The organism is Desulfofundulus sp. JL263-se (assembly GCF_056316025.1).
This window is the reverse complement of record NZ_CM149993.1, coordinates 18,491-38,997: the sequence shown is the minus strand read 5'-3', so window position 1 is coordinate 38,997 and position 20,507 is coordinate 18,491. Positions and strand designations below refer to the sequence as shown.

Genomic DNA, 20,507 nt, shown 5'->3' with positions numbered 1-20,507 from the left:
TAAGGTACCTTAATTTATAAATTGGGGAAAGGGGCGCAATTTTGATCTCCTATGAAAAGTGACGCGAAAAAAGTATCCTTTGGAAAAGAGTTTGTGAAAAGGCCCACGTGTCCTTTTTGTGGAAGTCTAATTGAAAAACCGAAAGAGCTGAATATACGAAGGCCTGGAGAAATGCCCGTGGGATCATGTGCCTGTGGCGCCGTCTATGCATATGACGCCACCGGGCATAACCTGGGCTCTGCTTTTATTGAGGCCCTTGTTTTTGGCTGCAACATGGATTGGGATCTGGCGTGGGGCTTATTGCCCGAAGAGGACTATCTGGAACAGCTGGTGGAGAACTATGATTATGAGGGCCACCTTATTGTCCCGGGCGGGTCTTACGGAGGTAGAAAAGTCTCCGGGGCCCTTTACTTCATCAGGCTTCACCGGGACATTCAAGAGGTCACCCGTGAAGGTGTTGAAAAAAAGCTGGACGGGGCCGCTGCCCCTTCAGTTGAAACAGTAACAGCACCTGCCGGAAAAAAGAAATTGGCAAGAAAAGAATTGGAAGAACTGGTAAGAAAATATAAAGTGGAGCCGCTGCTGGATGCGGCCGAACAAGATAAAAGAATTATTAGGGACTTACAGCGTCTTCTCTACTCCAGCGATGAACTGACCCGCATGCGGGCAGCGGAAATTTTGGGCAGGGTATCGGTAATCATTGCCCGAAAAGATCCGGGAGCCATCTCCAAATTTCTTCAGGGGTTATTCTCAGCCACCGTTAGTCCCGGCTCATCGAGCTGGGGAGCCATAGATGCTATAGGAGAAATCATTGCCAATTTACCTGATATTTATGCAGGGTACATCCCCACTTTATATCAGCTCCTGGAGGACGAAGCATTCCGCCCCAGGGCCTTAAGGGCCATCGGAAGAATTGCAGAGGCAAATCCCAAATCAGTTCAAAAGTCGGCTTATTATTTTATGCCTTTCCTGCGAGATTCCAGCCCCGAAGTGCGGGGTTATGCGGCACAGCTCCTGGGCAACCTGAAAGCACCGGAGGCAAAAAAGGAACTGGAATGCATGCGGAATGATGCACAGGAGATTAATTTATATCAAAATGGTAATATAAGCAAAAAGACAATAGGCCAAGTGGCAGCAGAAGCTTTGGAAAAATGCAAATAATTTCCTGCCCCTGCCGGGCACTCCCTATACCCGGACTGCACAAACCGGGAAGAAGGAAGTGCCTTTTTGCTGCGGCAATAAAAAAAGACCCTGAGTGGCCCCGGAAACCCGTTATATTCCCTTTATAAGGTCTTTAATGGGTGTCTTTATGGACTTGGAGACAGACAACAAAAGAGACGCCCTTTCCATGTTTCTCTGTCCGGCTCGCCCCAGCAGCTTTCTCGACAGCCAGTAAAGTTCTCTATAAATGCCGTCCAGGTTAAAAGCAGGATAAGATTTATCTTTTTCGAACCCTGCCTTCCAGCAGACATGAACCTTTCCGCCGGATACCGTTGGAATGCCGTAAACCCGGCAGGTAATGGGCCTGAACGGGTAAAGCAGGCATTTTTGATCACCGCCCAAAAGCGGGCACCTTACCCTTTCATTTTCCATGGACCAGGCCCGCGTACGGGCATTATTACCCGGCTGCAAGTTTTTTTCTATTCTCAACAAGTCCCTGTCCGACTTATTGCTCCTTAAAAGGACCCCCCGCCTGAGCCCCCGGTCCAGCTGATCAAAGTGATACTTGAGATAAACGGATTCTATAAGAAAAAGGCCAAACACGGCATAACAACAATCAGAGCAGCCAATCTCGCACTTGATACAGGGACCGTAATCTTTTTTCACCTTCCGGAAAGCACTATCCGCCTTTGCCGCCAGCAGCTCATATGCCTGAAACAAATCTGCAAACATCATTGTTCCTTGGAACGATAAGGCTCTAATCTTTTCAAGAATTCGGGGTGAACCTCAAAGCCCAGTTCAACGGCCCTGTCGACATGTTCTATGGCCTTTGCATAATCCCCCTTCACATAGTAGGCAAAGGCAAGATTATTATGCCCCAGAGAGAAGTCCGGTGCAAATTCAAGCAGTTTTTCACCGGTTTCTATTGCTTTTTCCACATCATCTTTCTGGAGATAAGCATTAATTAAATTACTCCACGCCTGGGCAATTTTAGGGTTAAGCTCGATGGCCTTCTCAAGGGCCCCAATAGCCTCATCAGCTTTTTCCATCTGTAAATAGGCAAACCCGAGATTTGCGTATCCACGGGCGTACCTGGGCTCTATTTCCACGGCCTTTTTGTTGGCTTCTACAACTTTTTCCAGGTCTCCTTTTTTGAAGTAAATATATCCCAAATTGACATAAGCCTCAAACATCCGGCCGCTGTTGGCAATAGCCTCTTCAAAAAACGGAATAGCCTCATCCAATCTCCCCTGCTGCATAAGGAAAACACCCAGATTATATTGAGCATTGGCACACCCGGGGTTTTCGTCCAGGAGCCTTATCTGTTCTTCAATGAATTTTTGGGAATCCTGTGGTGTTTTCATGTTACCCGCCTTTCCGTTTAAAATTCAAGATAAAGAGAGGCCGCCATCCGAAGCGGACGGCAACCTCTCCAACTGCCGGGCGTTTACTCCGGGTCTTCCGTAATTCCCCTTCCCTTTAAGCCGTACATGGTACTGCTACCAGTGGAAAAATAGATTAGTGTCCCTTCATTGACCAGTTCAGTAGCGGCCTTTTTAATTTCCCTGGATTTGGCATTCGGAACTACCTTTTTAACGGCCTTCTCCATATCTTTAAAATAGAACTTGGTTTTTTTACTGGTTTCGGCAAATTCAAGAATGGCTTTTTTAATTTCTTCCATAAAGTAACATCTCCCTTATAATAGGTAAATCTTAATCAATCCCTCCTGCTGCCTTGGAAGCCTTCCAGGCTGCTTCCGTAAACTTAAACTGCGTGCTGGTCCGGTAGGTGTCATAGGCTAAGCGGTAATCATCGATGAGGTGCTCGGTAAAGGGCAGATCGCACTTCTCAAAGAACTTCTCCCAGCCGATGCGCTCGGCCCAATCCCCGAGGCGCTCGTACTTTCTGGCATCGGAGGCATAGGCTTCGATAATCTTCTTAACGGTTTCAACCACTTCGGGGAACCTGGGGAAGTTATTCGGCAGCCACGGAACAACTACCTTCGAGAACTTGGGCTCGCTGATCCGGTTGGACAGCTTGCCGCCGGCCAGCACCGTTACGCCGTCGCCCTCTTTATCTGACAGCGGCAGTGCCTGGCACATAGTGTAACAGTTACCGCAGAACATGCAGCGGTCGTTTTTGATCTTAACCGTCTTCTTGCCGCTCTCGGTCTTATCGGGAGAAATAGCCCCTACCGGGCAAGCAGCAATAACAAGAGGTATCTCACAGACGTCGTCCAAAATTTCATGGTCGATAATGGGCGGCTTGCGGTGATAACCCAAGAGAGCAATGTCCGAGCAGTGCACGGCACCGCACATGTTCAGGCAGCAGGCCATGGAAACCCTGACCTTAGCCGGAAGGGTCATGCCGGTGAAGTAATCGTAAAGTTCATCCATGATCGCCTTGACCATGGAAGAAGCGTCAGTAGCAGGAGTATGGCAGTGGATATAACCCTGGGTGTGAACCACATTGGTAACACCCGCACCGGTCCCGCCGATGGGGAATTTGTAACTTCCGGAGGGGTATTTCCGGCTCATGAGGTCTTTCTTCAGGGCCTCCACTTTTTCCAGGCTGTCAACCATGAATTCGATATTGTTGCGGGTGGTGAAACGCACATAGCCGTCGCAGTACTTGTCGGCAATTTCACAGATTTCCCGGACAAATTGTACAGTCATAAACCGGGCCCCACCGCACCTCACGGTGTAAACCTTGTCCCCGGTTTCGGAAACGTGTACCATCACACCGGGCTCCAAAATGTCATGGTAAGCCCACTTACCATAATTTTTCTGTATCACAGGAGGAAAATACTGCCAGAAATGCCGCGGGCCAATATCTGTTATCCTGTCTTCCTGCGGTTTATCTGGATTATATTTTCCCAATTTCCCCAAAGATAATGCCATGAAACTAACCTCCTATCTCTTATGTCTGGATCTGTAATCTTTAATATCCCTGTCCCATCCACCGGGCACGTCTTCTTCCTTCCAGAAGATGTACGGGTTGGACCTGGGCTCCTTGACCATTTGCGGTGCAGGCGGAACGCCGATAACCTCGAGGAAGGTCGGCAGGCCCTTACGCAGTATGAGCTCGCCCAAGCGCTCGCGGTTCTTGCCTTCTTCCATCCACCAATCCCATACTTTCTCCAGCAGTTCCTTAATGTTATCGTAAGGCGGCTCAGCCTTCATGAAGGGAACAATCACTGAAGACATTTGAGCACCTTCCAGGATGGGAGCCTTTGCTCCGCACAGGATGGTAACGCCGGTATCCTTTCCTGGCTTCAAGGCACGCGGCATGACATTGATGCAGTGCATGCAGCGGGTGCACTCTTCGTTATTGATCTTCAGCTCGCCGTCTTCCATGTACATGCACTGGGCGGGGCAGAGATCGATAACTTCTTTTTGGATGTCGAATTTACCCCAGTCTCTCCCCTTAAAGGCGCCGGCGTTGGGCTCCAGTTCCCCGGCGATATAAGCCTTTACGGCCTCCTGGTCAATCCTGATCTCGTCCCTCCAGGTCCCGATAAAGGACATGTCGGCACGGGCAATGGAGGCCACGCAGCCGTTGGGGCAGCCGTCAAACTTCAACTTGAACTTATAGGGGAACATGGGACGGTGCAGCTCGTCCTGGTAGTACTGAGTCATTTCATAGCACAGGTCCTGGGTATCTATACAGGCCCACTCGCAGCGGGCTTTACCGATACAGCAGGAAGGTGTACGCATGTTTGAGCCCGAACCGCCGAGGTCCTGCTGCAGCTCGTGGGTCAAGTCATAGAAGAGGGGCTCCAGCTGGTCGGTGGTGGTTCCCAAAAGGATAATGTCGCCGGTGGACCCGTGCATGTTCAGCAGACCGCTTCCCCGGTACTCCCAGAGATCGCAGAGAGCCCTCAGGTAGTCCGTATTATAGAACTTACTGGCTGTTTGGTTGACACGCACGGTATGGAAATGAGCAACGCCGGGGAATTTTTCCGGAACGTCGGAATATCTGCCGATAACACCGCCGCCATAGCCGAAAACACCGACAATACCGCCGTGCTTCCAGTGGGTTTCCCCGTCCTCAAAGGACAACTGAAGCTGGCCAAGCAAGTCCTCTACGCAGTCCCTGCTAATCATCATCCGGTCGTCGGCCAGTTTCCTTCTGTGCAGGGCTTCCTGCTTGGCATCGGACACAAAGCTGGGCCACGGCCCTTTTTCCAATTCTTCCAGGTCGGGAATATCATGCTTGATTTTGAAATTTTTAAGTTCTTCATCCGTATAATTATTTAATTCTTCATCAGTATAAATTCGCAACTCTTCATACTTTAATTCTTTCTGTGGTTGCTTTGGTTCGAAAGCCACAAACAAAACCTCCTTTTTACTAAATATAAATCTTACATTCAAATAATTATATTTTTAGACCACCTTCACCCCCTTTATTTATTGAAGGGCCTTCGTTTTTACATGTTACACTTGTTCCTTTTTTTACTTTATAGTGCACACTTACCCTCTGTAACGGAATGCTTTGGTCTTTTCGCGATTATTGAATATAATTCGTTACTTTTTGGATTATTCCTTCCTGACCATATTACTTTTTTAAAATTTCACATTAATCAAAACCAGTAACCTTACCCGCCGCCCCGGTTTTACAGCAGGCCGCTAGCGCAATTTTGATTATGTATAAAAGGCCCATAAACCGTATACTTGTCCCCACAAACCTCACCTATTATTTTAACTAACCAACTAATTTCAGTCTACAGGTGATACATAGCAAGAATAGCTGCCGTTGGCCGTCAATTGTAAATACAAGCCTCGTTTACCGGTGGTAAGGTTCATTACGGATTATTTTAAATGATCGAAAAATTTGTTCCAGAAGTATTATCCTCATCAAGCGGTGGGGAAAGGTAAGGCGGGAAAAAGAGAGCTTCCAGTGGGCCCTTTGCAATACATCTCCGCTTAATCCGAGGGGCCCTCCGATAATGAAGGTAATGTGACTTTTTCCCTGTACTCCGAGATTTTTGATTTTCCCGGCCAGGCCTACCGAGTCAACTTGTTCTCCCTGCCTGTCGAGGGCAACTATAAAGCTACCGGGTCTTAAAGCCCGTACAAGCCTTTGTCCTTCCTTATTTTTTATTTTTTCTAGTGTGCTTTCGGCGGCATTTTCCCCTATACTTTCCTCGGCCACTTCTTTAATTTCCAGGCGTGCGTAAGGACGTATACGTTTTATATATTCCCTTTGAGCTTCCAAAAAGTACCTCTCTTTTAATTTACCCACTGCCAGAATAATTATGTGCACGCCCACACCGCCTTATTTTCTCCATATTTGGGCCCCTATGCTTCTCATTTTTTCCTCCAGCAAATGATAGCCCCGGTCTATATATTCCACCCTGGATATTTCGGTATCTCCTTCAGCAATCAAACCGGCTATAACCAGTGCAGCCCCTGCCCGTAAATCTGTAGCCACAACATGGGTACCGTGCAGGGATTCAACTCCTTCTATAATGGCCACCCGCCCTTCAACTTTAATATTTGCCCCCATTCTTTTTAATTCATCCACCACTTGAAACCGGTTTTCAAAAATATTTTCGATAATTATGCTGGTCCCGGGAACGATACTCAACATGCTCATAAATTGAGACTGCATATCGGTGGGAAAGCCCGGGTAAGGAAGGGTCTTCAAATCGATGGACTTTAACTGGCCCCTAACCCTGACTTTCAAAGTTTCTCCGGTCTCAATTATCTCCGCCCCTGCTTCCCTTAATTTTGCACAAACGGGCTCTAAGTGCAGGGGTATTACATTTTCCAATTCCACCTCGCCACCCGTTGCAGCAGCAGCAACCATAAATGTACCGGCCTCAATACGGTCCGGAATTACCCCGTAGCGCAGGCACCCGCCCAGTTCCCTGACGCCTTCGATCTTAATAACATCTGTTCCGGCACCCCGGACTTTTGCCCCCAGGCAGTTCAAAAAATTAGCCAGGTCTACGATTTCCGGTTCCTTGGCCACGTTTTCTATCACTGTTTGTCCCCCGGCCAAGCAGGCGGCCATCATGATGTTCTCCGTAGCACCTACGCTGGGAAAGTCAAGATAAACCCTGCAACCTTTCAGCCCGTTTGCCCTGGCCTTAACCGTACCACGGTCGATGGATATTTCAGCGCCAAGCCCAGAAAGGCCTTTAAAATGTAAATCCATGGGCCTGACACCTATATTACACCCGCCCGGCAAAGCAATTTCAGCTTCACCGTAGCGGGCCAAAAGGGGCCCCAGCAAAAGGTTGGAAGCACGCAGCTTCTTTACCAGGCGGCAAGGAGGCTGTCCCTTTAACTGTTCGGGCGCATTAATCTTAAGAACCCCCGGGGACTCCCAATTTATTTCACAGCCAATTTCACCCAATATATTAATCATTACCCTGATATCACTGATATCAGGCACATTTTCCAACACTACCGTATCACGAGCCAAAACAGTGGCACAAAGAAGCGCCAGCGAAGCATTTTTAGCTCCACTGATACGAACTTTGCCCTTGAGCGGCCTGCCTCCCGTAATAACCAATCTATGCATAATTGTATGATTTCCTCCCTGCAAATTTCACAATTAAGCTACACAATACTAAAAATTCAACGCCTGCCTTTAAGATCCTGCTTTAACCCGAATCCCTTACTTTTCCCTATCTTTCAGCCAGCGGTGCCAATTTTTCTCAAATTCTTTTATACCAACACCCAGGGAATCGGCCATGGCCCGGTTCATGGACCAGCCCCGGGCCAAACCATTAATAATGTTATGCAATTTATCTTCTCCATAGACTTCCAATATATATTCCACGGCAGAAAGAGACTGGCGGTAAGCCAGGGTCTGATTGGGCAAGGAATCGAAATCCCTGTCCAGTTTGCGCAGGGGATATACTTTCCGGGCCCAACCGGCCCCCGGACCTTTAAAGCGAAAGCCGGTGAGCCGGTATTCTTCATACTGGGCCAAACCTTCGGTAAACCACCTGGGATAATTGCCTTTGCTCCGGTAATCCACCACCAAATGCACAAGTTCATGGACCATGGGCCCGCTCGACATAAAAATGGACCTTTTTTCTTTAAAATTGCTGCAGTTTATCCACTCATCAGGGGAAAGGATTCTAATTACACCTCCCCAGTAAACCCCCATGGCCCTTTCACTGGAAGGCCAGCCAAAACTGGCGTTCAATTCTTCCCGGGAAGAATAAAGAATTAAAGGTATTTTATCTTTAACCGGAAAATCGTACTTTCCCGCCACAGGACCCAGGAAAAACTCAGCCGTATCCAGGGCCAGCCGTGCATTTTCCTTTTCACCGGGCTTATATCGTATCACAAAATGCCTGCTCTCCAAAGTGTTCCAATCACGGGTCCGAAGCATTATGTCAACTTTAACTGCTTCCCGGAACAAGGTATAAAGATATCCCTTTACAGTTCCGGGAATCCGGATTAATGCAAAGGTTGTAATCAAAATAAGTAACGCCAAACCATGTAATATAATTTTCCGGAAAATCCCGGTTTCTTGTGGAAAATCGTAATCAGGCAAAGGACTACAGCGCGGCATAAAAAATACACCTCATATTAGTCAACTAACTTGCTGGTAAATTATGTAATAGGCATTTAAATATAAAGAGCCAGTTTAAAAACCTGGCTCTGTAGAACACTATTAGCTTTTATCCTTAAATTCTTCAATCATTTGCCTGGCCTTGGCTACCTCCGCCGCCATGACCTTGGAGTCGCCAACCCCGTCCAAAAAAATTTGCAGTTCCTGAATTGCCTGGTTATATTTACCTAATCCATAGGCCAAAAACTGCCCCAAGTAATAGTGGGCCATATTATTGCCGGGATTTTGCTTTATTTCTTCCCTCATTTGAGCCACGGCATTTTCGGGCTTATCTTGCAAAAAATATTTTATTGCCAGAGATGTTCTCAGCCGGCTGTTGTCAGGGTCAATATCCAGGGCCTTTTTATATGTTTCAAAGGACTTGTCTACCTGCCCGTTATCATAATAGGCCTCGGCCAATTGACCCAAAATCTCGACATCCCCGGGATCTTTCTTCAAACGGTCTTCAAGGTCGGCCACCCTTTGCCCGGGAGTTTGCGACGCTTGATAGCCGGCCCGGGCATAATCTTCCTGGGAGCGGCCGGCAAAAATACCTATGATAGTGGAGCCAACCAGGCCCGCGACCACGAAAATGGCAGTGATCAAAAATACCATTTTCTGGCGCTTTTTGTTTTTGGCAGCATTGATAAAAAAACCCATCTTTAATCACTTCCTTGTCCCGCTGTGACTCCCTTTTTATTGTAGTATCAAACCGCTGCAATTTCAAATTAAAAATTTAGGTATTCTTCCGGATCTTCAGGCACACCGTCCACCAGCACTTCAAAATGCAGGTGCGGGCCCGTGGCGTTACCTGTGGAACCCACCTGTCCGATTAACTGGCCGCCGCCAACCTTTTCCCCGGGGGACACAACAACACCGGAAAGGTGTGCATATCTGCTTATCATGCCGTTTCCATGGTCCACATCCACAACCAGCCCGTAACTCCCGCGGTAACCGGCAAATTGCACAGTACCTGCCGCCATGGCCACCACCGGGCTGCCGAAGCCGGCAGCAATGTCAATTCCATAATGCATGCGGCCCTGGCGCATTCCGTAACCTGAAGAAATTCTTCCTTTTACCGGCCTGTATATTCCCCGCCCGGAACGGGAAGACAATAACATCTCACTGCCCGTAGCTATTATCTCCGGCCGGGGCCTCTGCTTAATCACCCGCTTAACTTCACATTTATACTGTATTTTGCCGTTTTTTTCTACGATACGGTATGTAACCTCCATTTTACCCGGGATACCCGGCTGAACCGTTTTTATTTCGCCGTAGTCCAGGTTCCTGTCTTCCCTTTCAATTACCGGATACGGCAAGTCCTCCATCACTACCTGCTCATACCGGCTTACTACATTCAAAGCCGGTCTCTGCCTGTTTAATTTTATTTCCTGCCCGATCTGCAATAAGCGGGGCTCAATTCCCTTGTTAAGTTCCAACAGCCGGGCCAGGCTGCAACCTTTTTCCCGGGCAATGCCCCAGAGAGTGTCCCCCTTTTGCACCCGGTAGGTTTCTATTTCCTCCCCGCCGGTGGTTAAAAATTTTACCGCTTCGTTCACAGTGGCAAGGGTTTCAACAGGCACTCTCTTTTCCACCAGCTCAACCTTTTCCTCAAAATTGACGTCGCTGGCTCCCCGGGGGCGGTATTTGTCCTTTATCCTGCCCAGAATTCCCCGGGCGGTTTTTATATCCCGCACATAAACTTTTTCTTCTCCATTTATAACAATAGCAGCGCCGTCCGTTACGAAGTTTAAATTTTGCTCCAGCCAGTCTAAAATATTATCCACAGAGGAAAAATAAGGGGGAAGTTCCCTGCCTGTCCCCCAAAACGGCCTGATTTCAATTTCCTGCTCAATAGCCACAGGGCAGCCGTAACGTTCCGCCTGTTTTTTTAAGACCATCTCTACGGCCTTTTTGGCAATACTGCGATTTTGTACGGACATTAACGGATGGTCATCCGCCGAAACAACCCACACCGCGAATCCATTTAAAATAAGGGCGCATACAGATATGAACAGGATTAGAGATGCTGCCAGGTAAACCCGCCCGGCGCCAAAAGCTCGCCCTGCAAGTCCGGGCATTTCCTGCCAAACCTTAAAAAACGGCACATTTCCACTCTCCCGGGGCTAAATTCAATTAATCAATTATTTGGTTCCTGTCCAGGATTTCCCTTGCCTTAAGATAAAGGGCACATTCCAGCCTTTTCTTCATTAATTTGCAGCCCACTCCATAAGGCCTGTAAATGGTGCCGTTGGCAAAAAAGGCATTGGCGTGGCAGCCGCCGCTGCAATAAAACTTGGCCCAACAAGAAGAACATCCTTCCTTGTTATAAATATGGGCACTCCGAAATTGTCTCCTTATTTTTTCATCCAAGCGGCCGTCAAAAACATTTCCCAGCTTGAACTCTTCCTGCCCTACAAATTGATGACACGGGTAAATTTCTCCGCCGGGGGTAACGGCCACGTATTCATTCCCCGCCCCGCAACTGGAAAGGCGCTTTTTCAGACACGGGCCGCCTTCCAGGTCAATATTGAAATGGAAGAAATCAACTCCCCTGCCCTGCTGCCGCAAGGCCAGCAGTTCCCGGGTCAACCTTTCGTATTCGCTATAAAGTTCAGGCAAATCTTCATCGCGAAGGGAATAATCTTCACCGGGCCCGCCGACCACCGGCTCCACCGAGAGATGTTTAAAGCCCAGCCGGGCCATATGTAAAACATCCGAGGCAAAATCCCGGTTGTACCTGGTAAAGGTTCCCCGTATATAATAATCGTCATGGTTATAATGACTGATAAACCTTGAAATATTTGACGTTACAATATCGTAGCTTCCGGCGCCGCCGGTAAAGGGACGCATGGCGTCATGAACGGCTCTGCGCCCGTCCAGGCTGAGCACGACACTTAACCCTTCACGGTGCAAGTAATCGGCCACTTCGTCATTTAGTAATACCGCATTGGTGGTTACGGTAAACTTTATTTCCTTGCCCGCCTTTGCCGCCTTGTTCCGCCCGTAATCCACCAGCTTTTTCAGTACATCAAAATTCAACAGGGGCTCACCGCCGAAAAAGTCAACTTCCACATGCCTGCGCGGGCCGGAATATTCCAACAAAAAATCGAGGGCAGCCGTCCCCACCCGGTACGACATCATGCTGCGGTCTCCCCCAAAGGGGCCCTGCCCGGCAAAACAATAGCGGCACCGCAGGTTGCAGTCATGGGCCAGGTGAAGGCACATTGCCTTAATTACGGTATCTTCATCAGGCTTATATTCCCTTCCGACCTCGTCGGGGCTGAAAAGCAGCCCCCTTTCCACCAAGTCTTCTATTTCTTTCAGGGCTTCTTGCACCTGCCCGCGGCCGTACACAGGGGACAGCTTTTCTATTATTGTACGCTGGCCGGTATGAGGATAGTATTCCAATATTTTACTGGTTATTTCATCAACTATGTGGACGGCCCCGCTGTGCACGTCCAATACAATATTCAACTCGTCAAAGGTAAAGCTGTGAATCATACTTTTCCTCCCTGCTTTTTTATGGCCGGTGTTCTCCGCTGCTCCAACAAAAAAAAGACCTCATCCCATACGGGATCAGGCTTTTTAGTTTATTTCTCCTGTTTGTTAATGCACACCTGGTTTCCCACGGTACAGGAAGTTTTGCACGCGGACTGGCAGGAAGTCTGGCATTCCCCGCAGCCGGTTTTTTCCTTGCGGTGCTGCAAGGATACGGGATTTAAAGTGTAAATGTGTTTGGCCAAATTATTTCCCCCCAATTAATTTACTAACTAAACTCTTTACAAAAAGATTATAAAGTTACCGGATTATTTATGCAAGGATTTTATTTAACCGGAAGATAACCTAATCGGCCAATTGCCCTAAATTATAAAAGATACCGCTCAAACCGCTCAGCATGTTTAAATATATGCTGGAAGACCTGGGCAAGCAAATGCCTTTAATAAACCTTTCTTCGTGCATAATAGCAAATTCCCGGGCAAGCCCGGCATATTTTTCAGCTTCATCTTTTACATGTTTCCGCAGCGCCTCATTACCCGTAGTCTTGCCAGGCAGGCTCCTAGCCCGTCAAATAGAATATCCAGTTCTTTAACTGCCCGCTCGCTGAAAAGTACTCCATTTATTTTGATTCCTACGGCTTCAAGCAATTTATCCATTTTTTCCCGGCAGCTTAACAATATTACTTTTATTTTCATTTGTTTCAGGTTTAAGCTTTCACTCTTAACCTCCAAAATAGGCCGGTCGTATGCTTTCGAAAAATGATCAATTCAGCCAATTTTTCATAATTTCGCGGGTATCAACAGATTTGTCCTGCTTAAAGTTTTAATCCTTTGCCGTCGCAGCAGCGAACCTGTCCAGGGCTTCTTGCAGGGTTGTAATTTGTATATTTTTACTTTTGGCCAGTTCGATAATATAATGCAGCCTTTCTTGCGTAAAGTTGTCCGACCAGGTATGGGCCCAGAGAATTGTTAATCCTCCCTTTTTGGCAGTCTGCCCCAATAGAAATTCCAGTCTTTTATCAGTTATTTTATCAACTTCAAAATTGGTTGAATACAAGGCATATTCACTTAAAGGCTTTTTATTAATTCGTTTGAACAATATTTTGCCACCGGAATTACTTCTGGCGGCATTGTGGTATTTGGAAACGATTTTTTTTGACCAATCTTCATAAGCATTATAAGAATAGGTATAATTGGTTACATTAAATCCCATGTTGATAAGTTCTTTTTTCCCTTCCAAAATTTCCTCCACGGCGGAATCCTCGGTCAGCCTTAAGCAGGTACTCCACCTCGGATAAGAATTTTGGGCGCCGCCTTCTATTTCCACGTAACCCCTTTTCCTGTTTCCCCTTTCCGCCTGCACGTTAACAATATTGACGATCTCTTTTTTCCCGGTGATTTCGTTGTAAAGCAGATACTTATATTGTTTCTTTATCCGGTACGGCCGGTCTATATAAATTCTGGTATCTCCCGCGTTAATATTTTTTATTACCTTCCTGTTATCCAAGGCAGCATGGTACTTGCCGTGATTTACTATTTCCCACCCCACACCCTCCATCTCCTTCAGCTGGTCAATGCTCAAGTTATTTTCAGTATTCACAGTTGAAGAATTTATACAAACCACGCCCGGAACTCCCTGGGCCTGGTGTACCGGAAAGGCAATTTCATAATCTTCCACGGGACCATCATCGTACATTATGACCAGCATGGGCGGAACATAACTGCTGCTTTTCTGCAAACCGTTGTTTACAAGGGAATATCCGGTAAGTAAAAAGGGCATAATGACAAATATAAACAAAAATACTTTCTTCATTGCAAATCTCCTCTTAACAATTATTCGACAATTTTATCTAATTCCCTTTTTGAGACAATTCCAGCTTCAACTGTCGTTTGCCCGGTTGACGACGGCATGAAACCTGCGGGAAAAATAAAAGGCCCTGCCGGTTTGGCAAGGCCTTTACGTGGTGACCCCACCGGGATTCGAACCCGGGTTACCGCCGTGAAAGGGCGGTGTCTTAGTCCACTTGACCATGGGGCCACATGGTGAGCCATCCAGGACTCGAACCTGGGACACCCTGATTAAAAGTCAGGTGCTCTACCAACTGAGCTAATGGCCCACCTCAAGCGGCGTATTGCCGCTCACACTGCTATATCTTACACTAAATCAGCCAGGCAGTCAATACTTAAATTTTGGACTTCTATAACAATTTTCTAATAAATTTCCTTCATAATGATAGTTTGGGAACGCTTAGGACCTACACTAATTATATCCACGGGAACACCTGACACTTCACTCAGGCGCTCCAGGTATTTTTGGGCATTACCCGGCAGGTCTTCATATTTTTGTGCTCCGGATATATCTTCTTTCCAGCCCGGATATTCTTCGTAATGAGGCTCGCACTCAGACAAAACTTTGCGGCTGGACGGGAATTCAGAGAGCATTTCACCCTTATACTTATAGGCAGTGCAAATTTTAACGGTATCTAGGCCTGTAAGCACATCCAGCTTGGTAATGGCCAGGGAATTTAGTCCGTTGATGCGGACCGAATAACGGGCCACCACCGCATCAAACCAGCCACAGCGCCTGGGGCGCCCGGTTGTTGTTCCAAACTCGCGCCCCTGCCTGCGAATATATTCTCCCACATCATCATGCAATTCAGTAGGGAACGGGCCTCCCCCAACCCTGGTGGTATAAGCTTTAGCCACACCTATAACTTTATCAATCTTCGTCGGCCCGATACCGGTACCTAAACAAGCCGCTGCCGCCACAGGGTGACTGGAGGTTACAAAGGGATAGGTACCGTGATCCAAATCCAGAAGGGTCCCCTGGGCCCCCTCAAACAGTACATTCTTGCCCTGGTCAACAGCTTTGTTAACCAGTATAGAAACATCATCCACATACTTGCGAATCTCTTTGGCATACCCCTGGTAGGTTTTCAGAACTTCATCGTAGTTATAGCCGGAAACCCCGTAATACTCGCTTAAAAGCCTGTTCTTCTGTTCCAGGACATCTTTAAGCAAGCCAGGAAATTCTTCTTCATCCACCAGGTCGGCCACCCTGATACCTACCCGGGCAGCTTTGTCCATGTATGCCGGCCCGATTCCCCGGCCGGTAGTGCCTATTTTCCGGCTGCCCTTGAGCTCCTCATCGACGGTGTCGATTTTCCGGTGGTAGGGCATGATTACGTGAGCCTTGGAGCTAATACGGAGATTATCAGTATTAATTCCCTTCTCTTTAAGCCCCTCTAATTCATTCAAAAGCACTGCCGGGTCGATAACCGTCCCGTTACCTATAACACACAGCTTGTCCGGATACAAAATGCCTGACGGAATAAGATGCAACTTAAACTCTTTATCATCCACCACCACCGTGTGACCGGCATTATTGCCACCCTGGTAGCGCACTACCACGTCAGCTTTTTGTGCCAGGAAATCAGTAACCTTTCCTTTCCCTTCGTCGCCCCACTGGGCCCCAATTAAAACTACAGTTGGCATTAAGTAACCCCCTTATAACCTGGTAAGTATCTCCCGGGCGGCCAATACACCGGCAGAAGATGCCTGGGCCAAACCCCTGGTTACCCCTGCACCGTCCCCGGCAGCAAATAAGTTTTCAATTTCTGTCTCCAAGTTTTTACTGAGGGCAAGGCGGGAGGAATAGAATTTTACTTCTACTCCGTAAAGCAGTGTATAGCGAGAATAAACCCCCGGTGCCACCTCGTCCAGTGCTTTAAGCATTTCAACGATTGCCACCAAGTGACGATAAGGAAATACCAAACTGAGGTCTCCGGGAGTTGCACTGGCAAGGGTCGGCCTGACCAGGCATTTTTTCATCCTTGCCTCGGTAGTCCTCTGTCCTGCAATTAAATCGCCCAAACGCTGCACAATTACCCCGCCACCAAGCAAATTGGCCAGACTTGCAATATATTTTCCGTAGGAAATAGGGTCTTTAAACGGTTCGGTGAAGGTTTTACTTACCAGTACTGCAAAGTTGGTGTTTTCTGTTTTGTTATATGCGTGACTGTGACCGTTAACCGTAACCAGCCCTTCATTATTTTCCATCACTACTTCGCCGTTGGGATTCATGCAAAAGGTGCGCACCCTGTCATCAAAAGCCCTGGAGTAATATATAAACTTAGCCTCGTAAAAAACACGGGTCAACCTTTCCATTACCGTGGCAGGTACCTCTACGCGCACGCCAATATCCACCGGGTTAACGGCCATGCGCAAATTTAGTTGCCTGGCCTGTTTTGTCAACCACTCAGCACCTTCCCTGCCCGGTGCGACAATTACATACCGGCCGTGGATAATTTCACCTGATTCAGTAACCACTCCCTGAACCCGGTTATTCTCCACTGCCAGCGAATCCACCGTAACCCCGGTACGCACTTCAGCACCGCGGGAAACCAAATGTTCATACATACGTTTTAATATTTCCATACACCGGCCGGTTCCCAGGTGCCTTATGGCCACCGGGATGAGCTTCAGCTCGCTCTGAAGGGCACGGCGCTGGAATTCGTTAATTTCTTCCTCGTGCTCCAGCCCGTGAATTTCCCGGGGAGCGCCGAAACGCACGTAGACACGGTCTACGTAATCTATCATTTCCTGTAATTTATCCTCACCAATATATTCTTCCAGGCTACCGCCAATTTCCGTGGAGAGGGTAAGCTTACCGTCGCTAAAAGCCCCGGCGCCCCCCCACCCGCAAACGATGGAACAGGGATTACAGCGCCTGCATTCAGTATTACCTGCCTGGGAAGGGCAAACACGTTTATCAATATCGCGCCCTTTTTCCAGTATTAATATCCTGGCTTTATTGTTATTATTTACCAATTCTAAAGCTGCAAATATTCCTGCTGGCCCGGCACCTACAATTATAACGTCATATACTTGCTGCAACTTATTCCCCTCCTGTAATCCCGGACATAAAAATAACCCAAACAATCATTATTTGAGCCAATAAATTGACTGTATAACTACATACCAAATACTTTCTCGAACACTACGCTACTCTATTTTGACAACATACGAATATTATCAAACACCCCGGTCATTGTCAAGGATAATCACAAAATATTCTGTATACAAACTTAATTTTCTTCACGCTTGGTGAGATTTAAAAATTTGGTGTATTCCTTGACAAAGCCCAATTCTACCGTTCCTACGGGACCGTTACGCTGCTTACTTATTATTATTTCCGATATACCCCTTTTTTCACTTTCCGGGTTGTAATAATCATCCCGGTAAATAAACATTACCACGTCTGCATCCTGTTCCAGGCTGCCGCTCTCTCTTAAATCGGACATAATAGGCCTTTTATCATGCCGCTGTTCCACGGAACGGCTCAATTGAGCCAGTGCCAGCACAGGTACATTTAAATCCTTGGCCAATCCTTTCAAGGACCGGGAAATGTCGGCTATTTCCTGCTGCCTGTTTTCCACCCTGCGGCCGCCCTGCATTAACTGCAGGTAGTCAATAACTATAAGGCAAATTCCCTTTTCCGCCTGCAGCCTGCGGACCTTGGAGCGAATTTGCCGGACCGTTAAAATTGCCGAATCATCAATATATAAAGGAACCTTTGCCATTTCCCGCCCTTTGCTCATTAAAATGCTCCAGTCATCTTCACTGAGAAGACCGGAGCGCAATTTGTGCTGGTCTATGCCCGCCTCGGCGCAAAGTATGCGCTGAACCAGCTGTTCTCTGGACATTTCCAGGCTGAATATCACTACTCCCTTTTGCAATTTCCTGGCAGCATGATAAGCAACTTGCAGGCCAAAACTGGTTTTGCCCATGGACGGCCTGGCAGCAACAATAATCAGGTCGCCCGGCTGAAGGCCGCAGCACATTTTATCCAGGTCTCTGAAGCCGGTGGGCACCCCCGTCACTTCACCTTTGTGTTCATACTTTTTTTGCAGGTTTTGAATACTGTCCACCAGGATTTCCCGCAGTGATTTAATCACAGACGATGCCCGCCTGCTTCCCAATTCCGCCAGCATGCGCTCTGCCTCATCCATCAGGCGCTCGGCATCTTCGCTGCCCTGGTAGCCCATGCTGGAGATTCTTGTGGCCAGGTGAATTAAATTCCGCAAAAGGGCCTTTTCTTCAACTATGCGCCCGTAATATTCGATATGGTCCGCAGTGGGCACGGCATTGGCAAGGGCAGCTACATAGGCGGCCCCGCCTATCTTATCCAGGTCTCCTTTTTTTCTGAGATATTCCGTAACGGTAAGGAGGTCCACCGGCTCACCGGCCTCATCCAGGTTCAGGATTGCCTGGTAAACCAGTTTATGAGGTTCAAGGTAAAAATCTTCCGGCTGAAGAAACCTGGCCACGCGGTGAATTGAGCCCGGCTCTATAAGAAGCGAGCCCAATACCGATTGCTCGGCGTCCAAATTGTGGGGAGGAGTTTTTTCCGTCATTATGCTCACCCTATACCTATTCTTCTACCACTGTTACGTCCAGCTTGGCCTGTATTTTGGGGTGCAGCTTAATTGTCACGGGATACGTCCCCAGCGACTTGATGGGTTCTTTCAAGATGACTTTCTTTTTATCCAGCTTGATGTTGTGTTTTTTATTTAAAGCCTCAACTATATCCTTATTGCTCACCGCTCCGAACAATTTGCCGGCCTCCCCTACTTTTACCGGTATGGTTACTTTTATATTTTCCAGTTTTCCGGCAAGTTCCCGGGCCTGTTTTTCCTCCTGGGCCCGGAGTTCAGACTCTTTTTCCTTTTGCTTCTGCAGCTCTTTCATTCTTCCCGGAGTAGCCTCAACTGCCAGCCCCTTTGGTATCAAAAAGTTGCGCGCATATCCGTCGGCAACATTTACAACGTCGCCCCTTTTCCCCAACTTTTTAACGTCATCCACTAAAATGACTTTCACTTCTTCAATTCAGCCTCCTTATTCACCTTTAACCCCTATTTTGCGCAAATTTATTATGGTATCCAATATGCCTAAAATTAAGATGAAGCCCATGATTAACGGCCAGTACAGGATAATTATAAAAGCGACCATCCCTTTTATTATAGCAGGCACCTTCCATCTCCTGATAAAATATGTAAAAACGGAAAAACCTGAAACTATGAATAAAAAAGCCATTACGTAGAGCACATTTTTCCCGATGTTACCCACTAATATCAGGTTCCACTCATCCCCGGCAAGAAATAAGGCCAGTCCAATTATTAATCCCCATATAATGTACCATGGGTATTGCCAGCTGCTAAACGGCGGTAATTTCTCCATCTTGTAGCCAAGGCGGCGAAACATTCTGTCGGCCAAAAAATAGCTGAATACTGTTCTTATTATGGCCCAGATTACCATGCTGCCCGGCACGAGCACTGCCATAAGTTCTATAATATTTTCAATATTTTTTCTTACTTGCCGTTGCTCCTCTTGACTTAATAAACCCAAATCATTATACAGTTCACTATACAGTTCATTTAACTGGTCAACATCGGTAATAAGGTTTTCTTCAATTACAAAAGGGTGAATCCCACTTACCCCATAGGCCAGTAACAGCATGGCCAGGGTAATAATGACCGCCAGCCCGGTTAAAATTTTTAAGCTGCGCCCGGGAGAAACATAATTTTTAAATAAGAGGCCTATAACCACTCCAATTATTCCTGCTTCCACAGTAAAGGACAGCACGGCCAGGGGTTTTTTAAAAACAAAGAAAACTACCAGTGTTACCGCCAGCAAACACCATAAAGATACAGCCAGGTGGTACTTGCGGACCGTAAGTGCAACAGGTAAAGGAAAAAGCAGTAACGCAGGAAAGTGTAGGACAGGGACGTACATTGCCAGCAGCGCCAGCAATACTTCAACAAAAACTATGAATCCCAGTTCATGCCAGGTTCGGTTGCCGAAATTGGGCTGCAAGGGATCACCTCTTTTTTTCTACAAAATACCTCAGTAAATGCGAAAGATCACCGTACCACTTTTCCACTTCGTGGTCTTCGTCTATACTTTGGCGCAACTTGGCCTCCACTCTTAAATCCAGCCGGGAATAATTTATTCCCAGCCTCCTACCTAAAATATAACAGGTTAATACGATACTGGCCAGAGCATCTAAGAGTCTTTCTTCACTTCCACGCAGCATGGCTTTAAACAGCGAGGATGCAGAAGCCATAAGATCTGCTTTTAACCATTCTATAACTTTAATATTCTTGGCAATACCAGGTTTTTGGTCAGCCGGAAACATTTAGAGGGCCTCCTTTATATTATGGGAAAAATTGTATGTAACTGTATTTAATTTCTGTAAAAAATGGTATTTTC

21 protein-coding genes and 2 tRNA genes are annotated in these 20,507 nt (G+C 47.2%); 1 reads left to right on the top strand and 22 read right to left on the bottom strand.

What is annotated here, in order from left to right; translation table 11 throughout:
• Positions 1–51 precede the first annotated feature (51 nt).
• Entirely contained in the window at positions 52–1,161 is a 1,110-nt protein-coding gene (locus ACX4JR_RS00230) for a DVU0298 family protein (protein WP_476059048.1), read from the top strand.
• A 111-nt stretch (positions 1,162–1,272) separates the two neighbouring features.
• Here ACX4JR_RS00230 and ACX4JR_RS00225 read toward each other — a convergent pair whose 3' ends face one another.
• The 22 genes from ACX4JR_RS00225 to ACX4JR_RS00120 all read right to left on the bottom strand — a co-directional run bounded on the left by ACX4JR_RS00225 (position 1,273) and on the right by ACX4JR_RS00120 (position 20,433).
• Positions 1,273–1,896, bottom strand: coding sequence for a YkgJ family cysteine cluster protein (locus ACX4JR_RS00225; protein ID WP_476059047.1), 624 nt, complete (start codon positions 1,894–1,896; stop codon positions 1,273–1,275).
• Positions 1,893–2,525, bottom strand: a complete 633-nt coding sequence (locus ACX4JR_RS00220; RefSeq protein ID WP_476059046.1) for a tetratricopeptide repeat protein — start codon at positions 2,523–2,525, stop codon at positions 1,893–1,895. Before ACX4JR_RS00220 ends, ACX4JR_RS00225 begins: the two co-directional genes overlap by 4 nt.
• Before the next feature lie 83 nt (positions 2,526–2,608).
• Positions 2,609–2,842: a dissimilatory sulfite reductase D family protein gene (locus tag ACX4JR_RS00215; RefSeq protein ID WP_476059045.1), complete on the bottom strand. Its 234-nt coding sequence runs from the start codon at positions 2,840–2,842 to the stop codon at positions 2,609–2,611.
• Between the two features lie 31 nt (positions 2,843–2,873).
• On the bottom strand, positions 2,874–4,061 hold the full coding sequence (gene dsrB / locus ACX4JR_RS00210) for a dissimilatory-type sulfite reductase subunit beta (RefSeq protein ID WP_476059044.1): 1,188 nt from the start codon (positions 4,059–4,061) through the stop codon (positions 2,874–2,876).
• 12 nt (positions 4,062–4,073) lie between these two features.
• A complete protein-coding gene (dsrA, locus tag ACX4JR_RS00205) occupies positions 4,074–5,492 on the bottom strand; it encodes a dissimilatory-type sulfite reductase subunit alpha (protein ID WP_476059043.1) in 1,419 nt (472 codons plus the stop codon).
• Positions 5,493–5,946: 454 nt separating this feature from the next.
• Complete coding sequence (rlmH, locus tag ACX4JR_RS00200; protein WP_476059042.1) at positions 5,947–6,426, bottom strand: 23S rRNA (pseudouridine(1915)-N(3))-methyltransferase RlmH; 480 nt, start codon at positions 6,424–6,426, stop codon at positions 5,947–5,949.
• Between the two features lie 12 nt (positions 6,427–6,438).
• Complete coding sequence (gene murA / locus ACX4JR_RS00195) at positions 6,439–7,692, bottom strand: UDP-N-acetylglucosamine 1-carboxyvinyltransferase (protein WP_476059041.1); 1,254 nt, start codon at positions 7,690–7,692, stop codon at positions 6,439–6,441.
• Between the two features lie 96 nt (positions 7,693–7,788).
• Entirely contained in the window at positions 7,789–8,619 is an 831-nt protein-coding gene (locus tag ACX4JR_RS00190; RefSeq protein WP_476059040.1) for a peptidase MA family metallohydrolase, read from the bottom strand.
• 180 nt (positions 8,620–8,799) lie between these two features.
• A complete protein-coding gene (locus tag ACX4JR_RS00185; protein WP_476059039.1) occupies positions 8,800–9,396 on the bottom strand; it encodes a tetratricopeptide repeat protein in 597 nt (198 codons plus the stop codon).
• A gap of 68 nt (positions 9,397–9,464) precedes the next feature.
• Positions 9,465–10,844: a peptidoglycan DD-metalloendopeptidase family protein gene (locus ACX4JR_RS00180; RefSeq protein ID WP_476059038.1), complete on the bottom strand. Its 1,380-nt coding sequence runs from the start codon at positions 10,842–10,844 to the stop codon at positions 9,465–9,467.
• A 28-nt stretch (positions 10,845–10,872) separates the two neighbouring features.
• The gene (gene scfB / locus ACX4JR_RS00175) at positions 10,873–12,240 is read right to left on the bottom strand and encodes a thioether cross-link-forming SCIFF peptide maturase (RefSeq protein WP_476059037.1); all 1,368 of its coding nucleotides are present in this window, start codon (positions 12,238–12,240) and stop codon (positions 10,873–10,875) included.
• A gap of 89 nt (positions 12,241–12,329) precedes the next feature.
• Positions 12,330–12,482 carry a six-cysteine ranthipeptide SCIFF gene (gene scfA, locus ACX4JR_RS00170; RefSeq protein ID WP_476059036.1) on the bottom strand — a complete coding sequence of 51 codons (153 nt, stop codon included), beginning with the start codon at positions 12,480–12,482 and terminating at the stop codon, positions 12,330–12,332.
• Positions 12,483–12,746: 264 nt separating this feature from the next.
• On the bottom strand, positions 12,747–12,932 hold the full coding sequence (locus tag ACX4JR_RS00165; RefSeq protein ID WP_476059035.1) for a hypothetical protein: 186 nt from the start codon (positions 12,930–12,932) through the stop codon (positions 12,747–12,749).
• Between the two features lie 127 nt (positions 12,933–13,059).
• Positions 13,060–14,049 carry a polysaccharide deacetylase family protein gene (locus ACX4JR_RS00160; protein WP_476059034.1) on the bottom strand — a complete coding sequence of 330 codons (990 nt, stop codon included), beginning with the start codon at positions 14,047–14,049 and terminating at the stop codon, positions 13,060–13,062.
• Positions 14,050–14,198: 149 nt separating this feature from the next.
• Positions 14,199–14,274: transfer RNA gene (locus ACX4JR_RS00155), tRNA-Glu, on the bottom strand.
• Positions 14,275–14,277: 3 nt separating this feature from the next.
• Positions 14,278–14,353: transfer RNA gene (locus tag ACX4JR_RS00150), tRNA-Lys, on the bottom strand.
• A gap of 94 nt (positions 14,354–14,447) precedes the next feature.
• On the bottom strand, positions 14,448–15,731 hold the full coding sequence (locus ACX4JR_RS00145; protein WP_476059033.1) for an adenylosuccinate synthase: 1,284 nt from the start codon (positions 15,729–15,731) through the stop codon (positions 14,448–14,450).
• 12 nt (positions 15,732–15,743) lie between these two features.
• The gene (locus ACX4JR_RS00140) at positions 15,744–17,132 is read right to left on the bottom strand and encodes an NAD(P)/FAD-dependent oxidoreductase (RefSeq protein ID WP_476059032.1); all 1,389 of its coding nucleotides are present in this window, start codon (positions 17,130–17,132) and stop codon (positions 15,744–15,746) included.
• 191 nt (positions 17,133–17,323) lie between these two features.
• On the bottom strand, positions 17,324–18,652 hold the full coding sequence (gene dnaB / locus ACX4JR_RS00135; protein ID WP_476059031.1) for a replicative DNA helicase: 1,329 nt from the start codon (positions 18,650–18,652) through the stop codon (positions 17,324–17,326).
• A gap of 16 nt (positions 18,653–18,668) precedes the next feature.
• Positions 18,669–19,115, bottom strand: a complete 447-nt coding sequence (gene rplI, locus ACX4JR_RS00130) for a 50S ribosomal protein L9 (RefSeq protein ID WP_476059030.1) — start codon at positions 19,113–19,115, stop codon at positions 18,669–18,671.
• 18 nt (positions 19,116–19,133) lie between these two features.
• Entirely contained in the window at positions 19,134–20,111 is a 978-nt protein-coding gene (locus ACX4JR_RS00125) for a YybS family protein (RefSeq protein ID WP_476059029.1), read from the bottom strand.
• A gap of 4 nt (positions 20,112–20,115) precedes the next feature.
• Positions 20,116–20,433 carry a MazG-like family protein gene (locus tag ACX4JR_RS00120; RefSeq protein WP_476059028.1) on the bottom strand — a complete coding sequence of 106 codons (318 nt, stop codon included), beginning with the start codon at positions 20,431–20,433 and terminating at the stop codon, positions 20,116–20,118.
• Positions 20,434–20,507 lie beyond the last annotated feature (74 nt).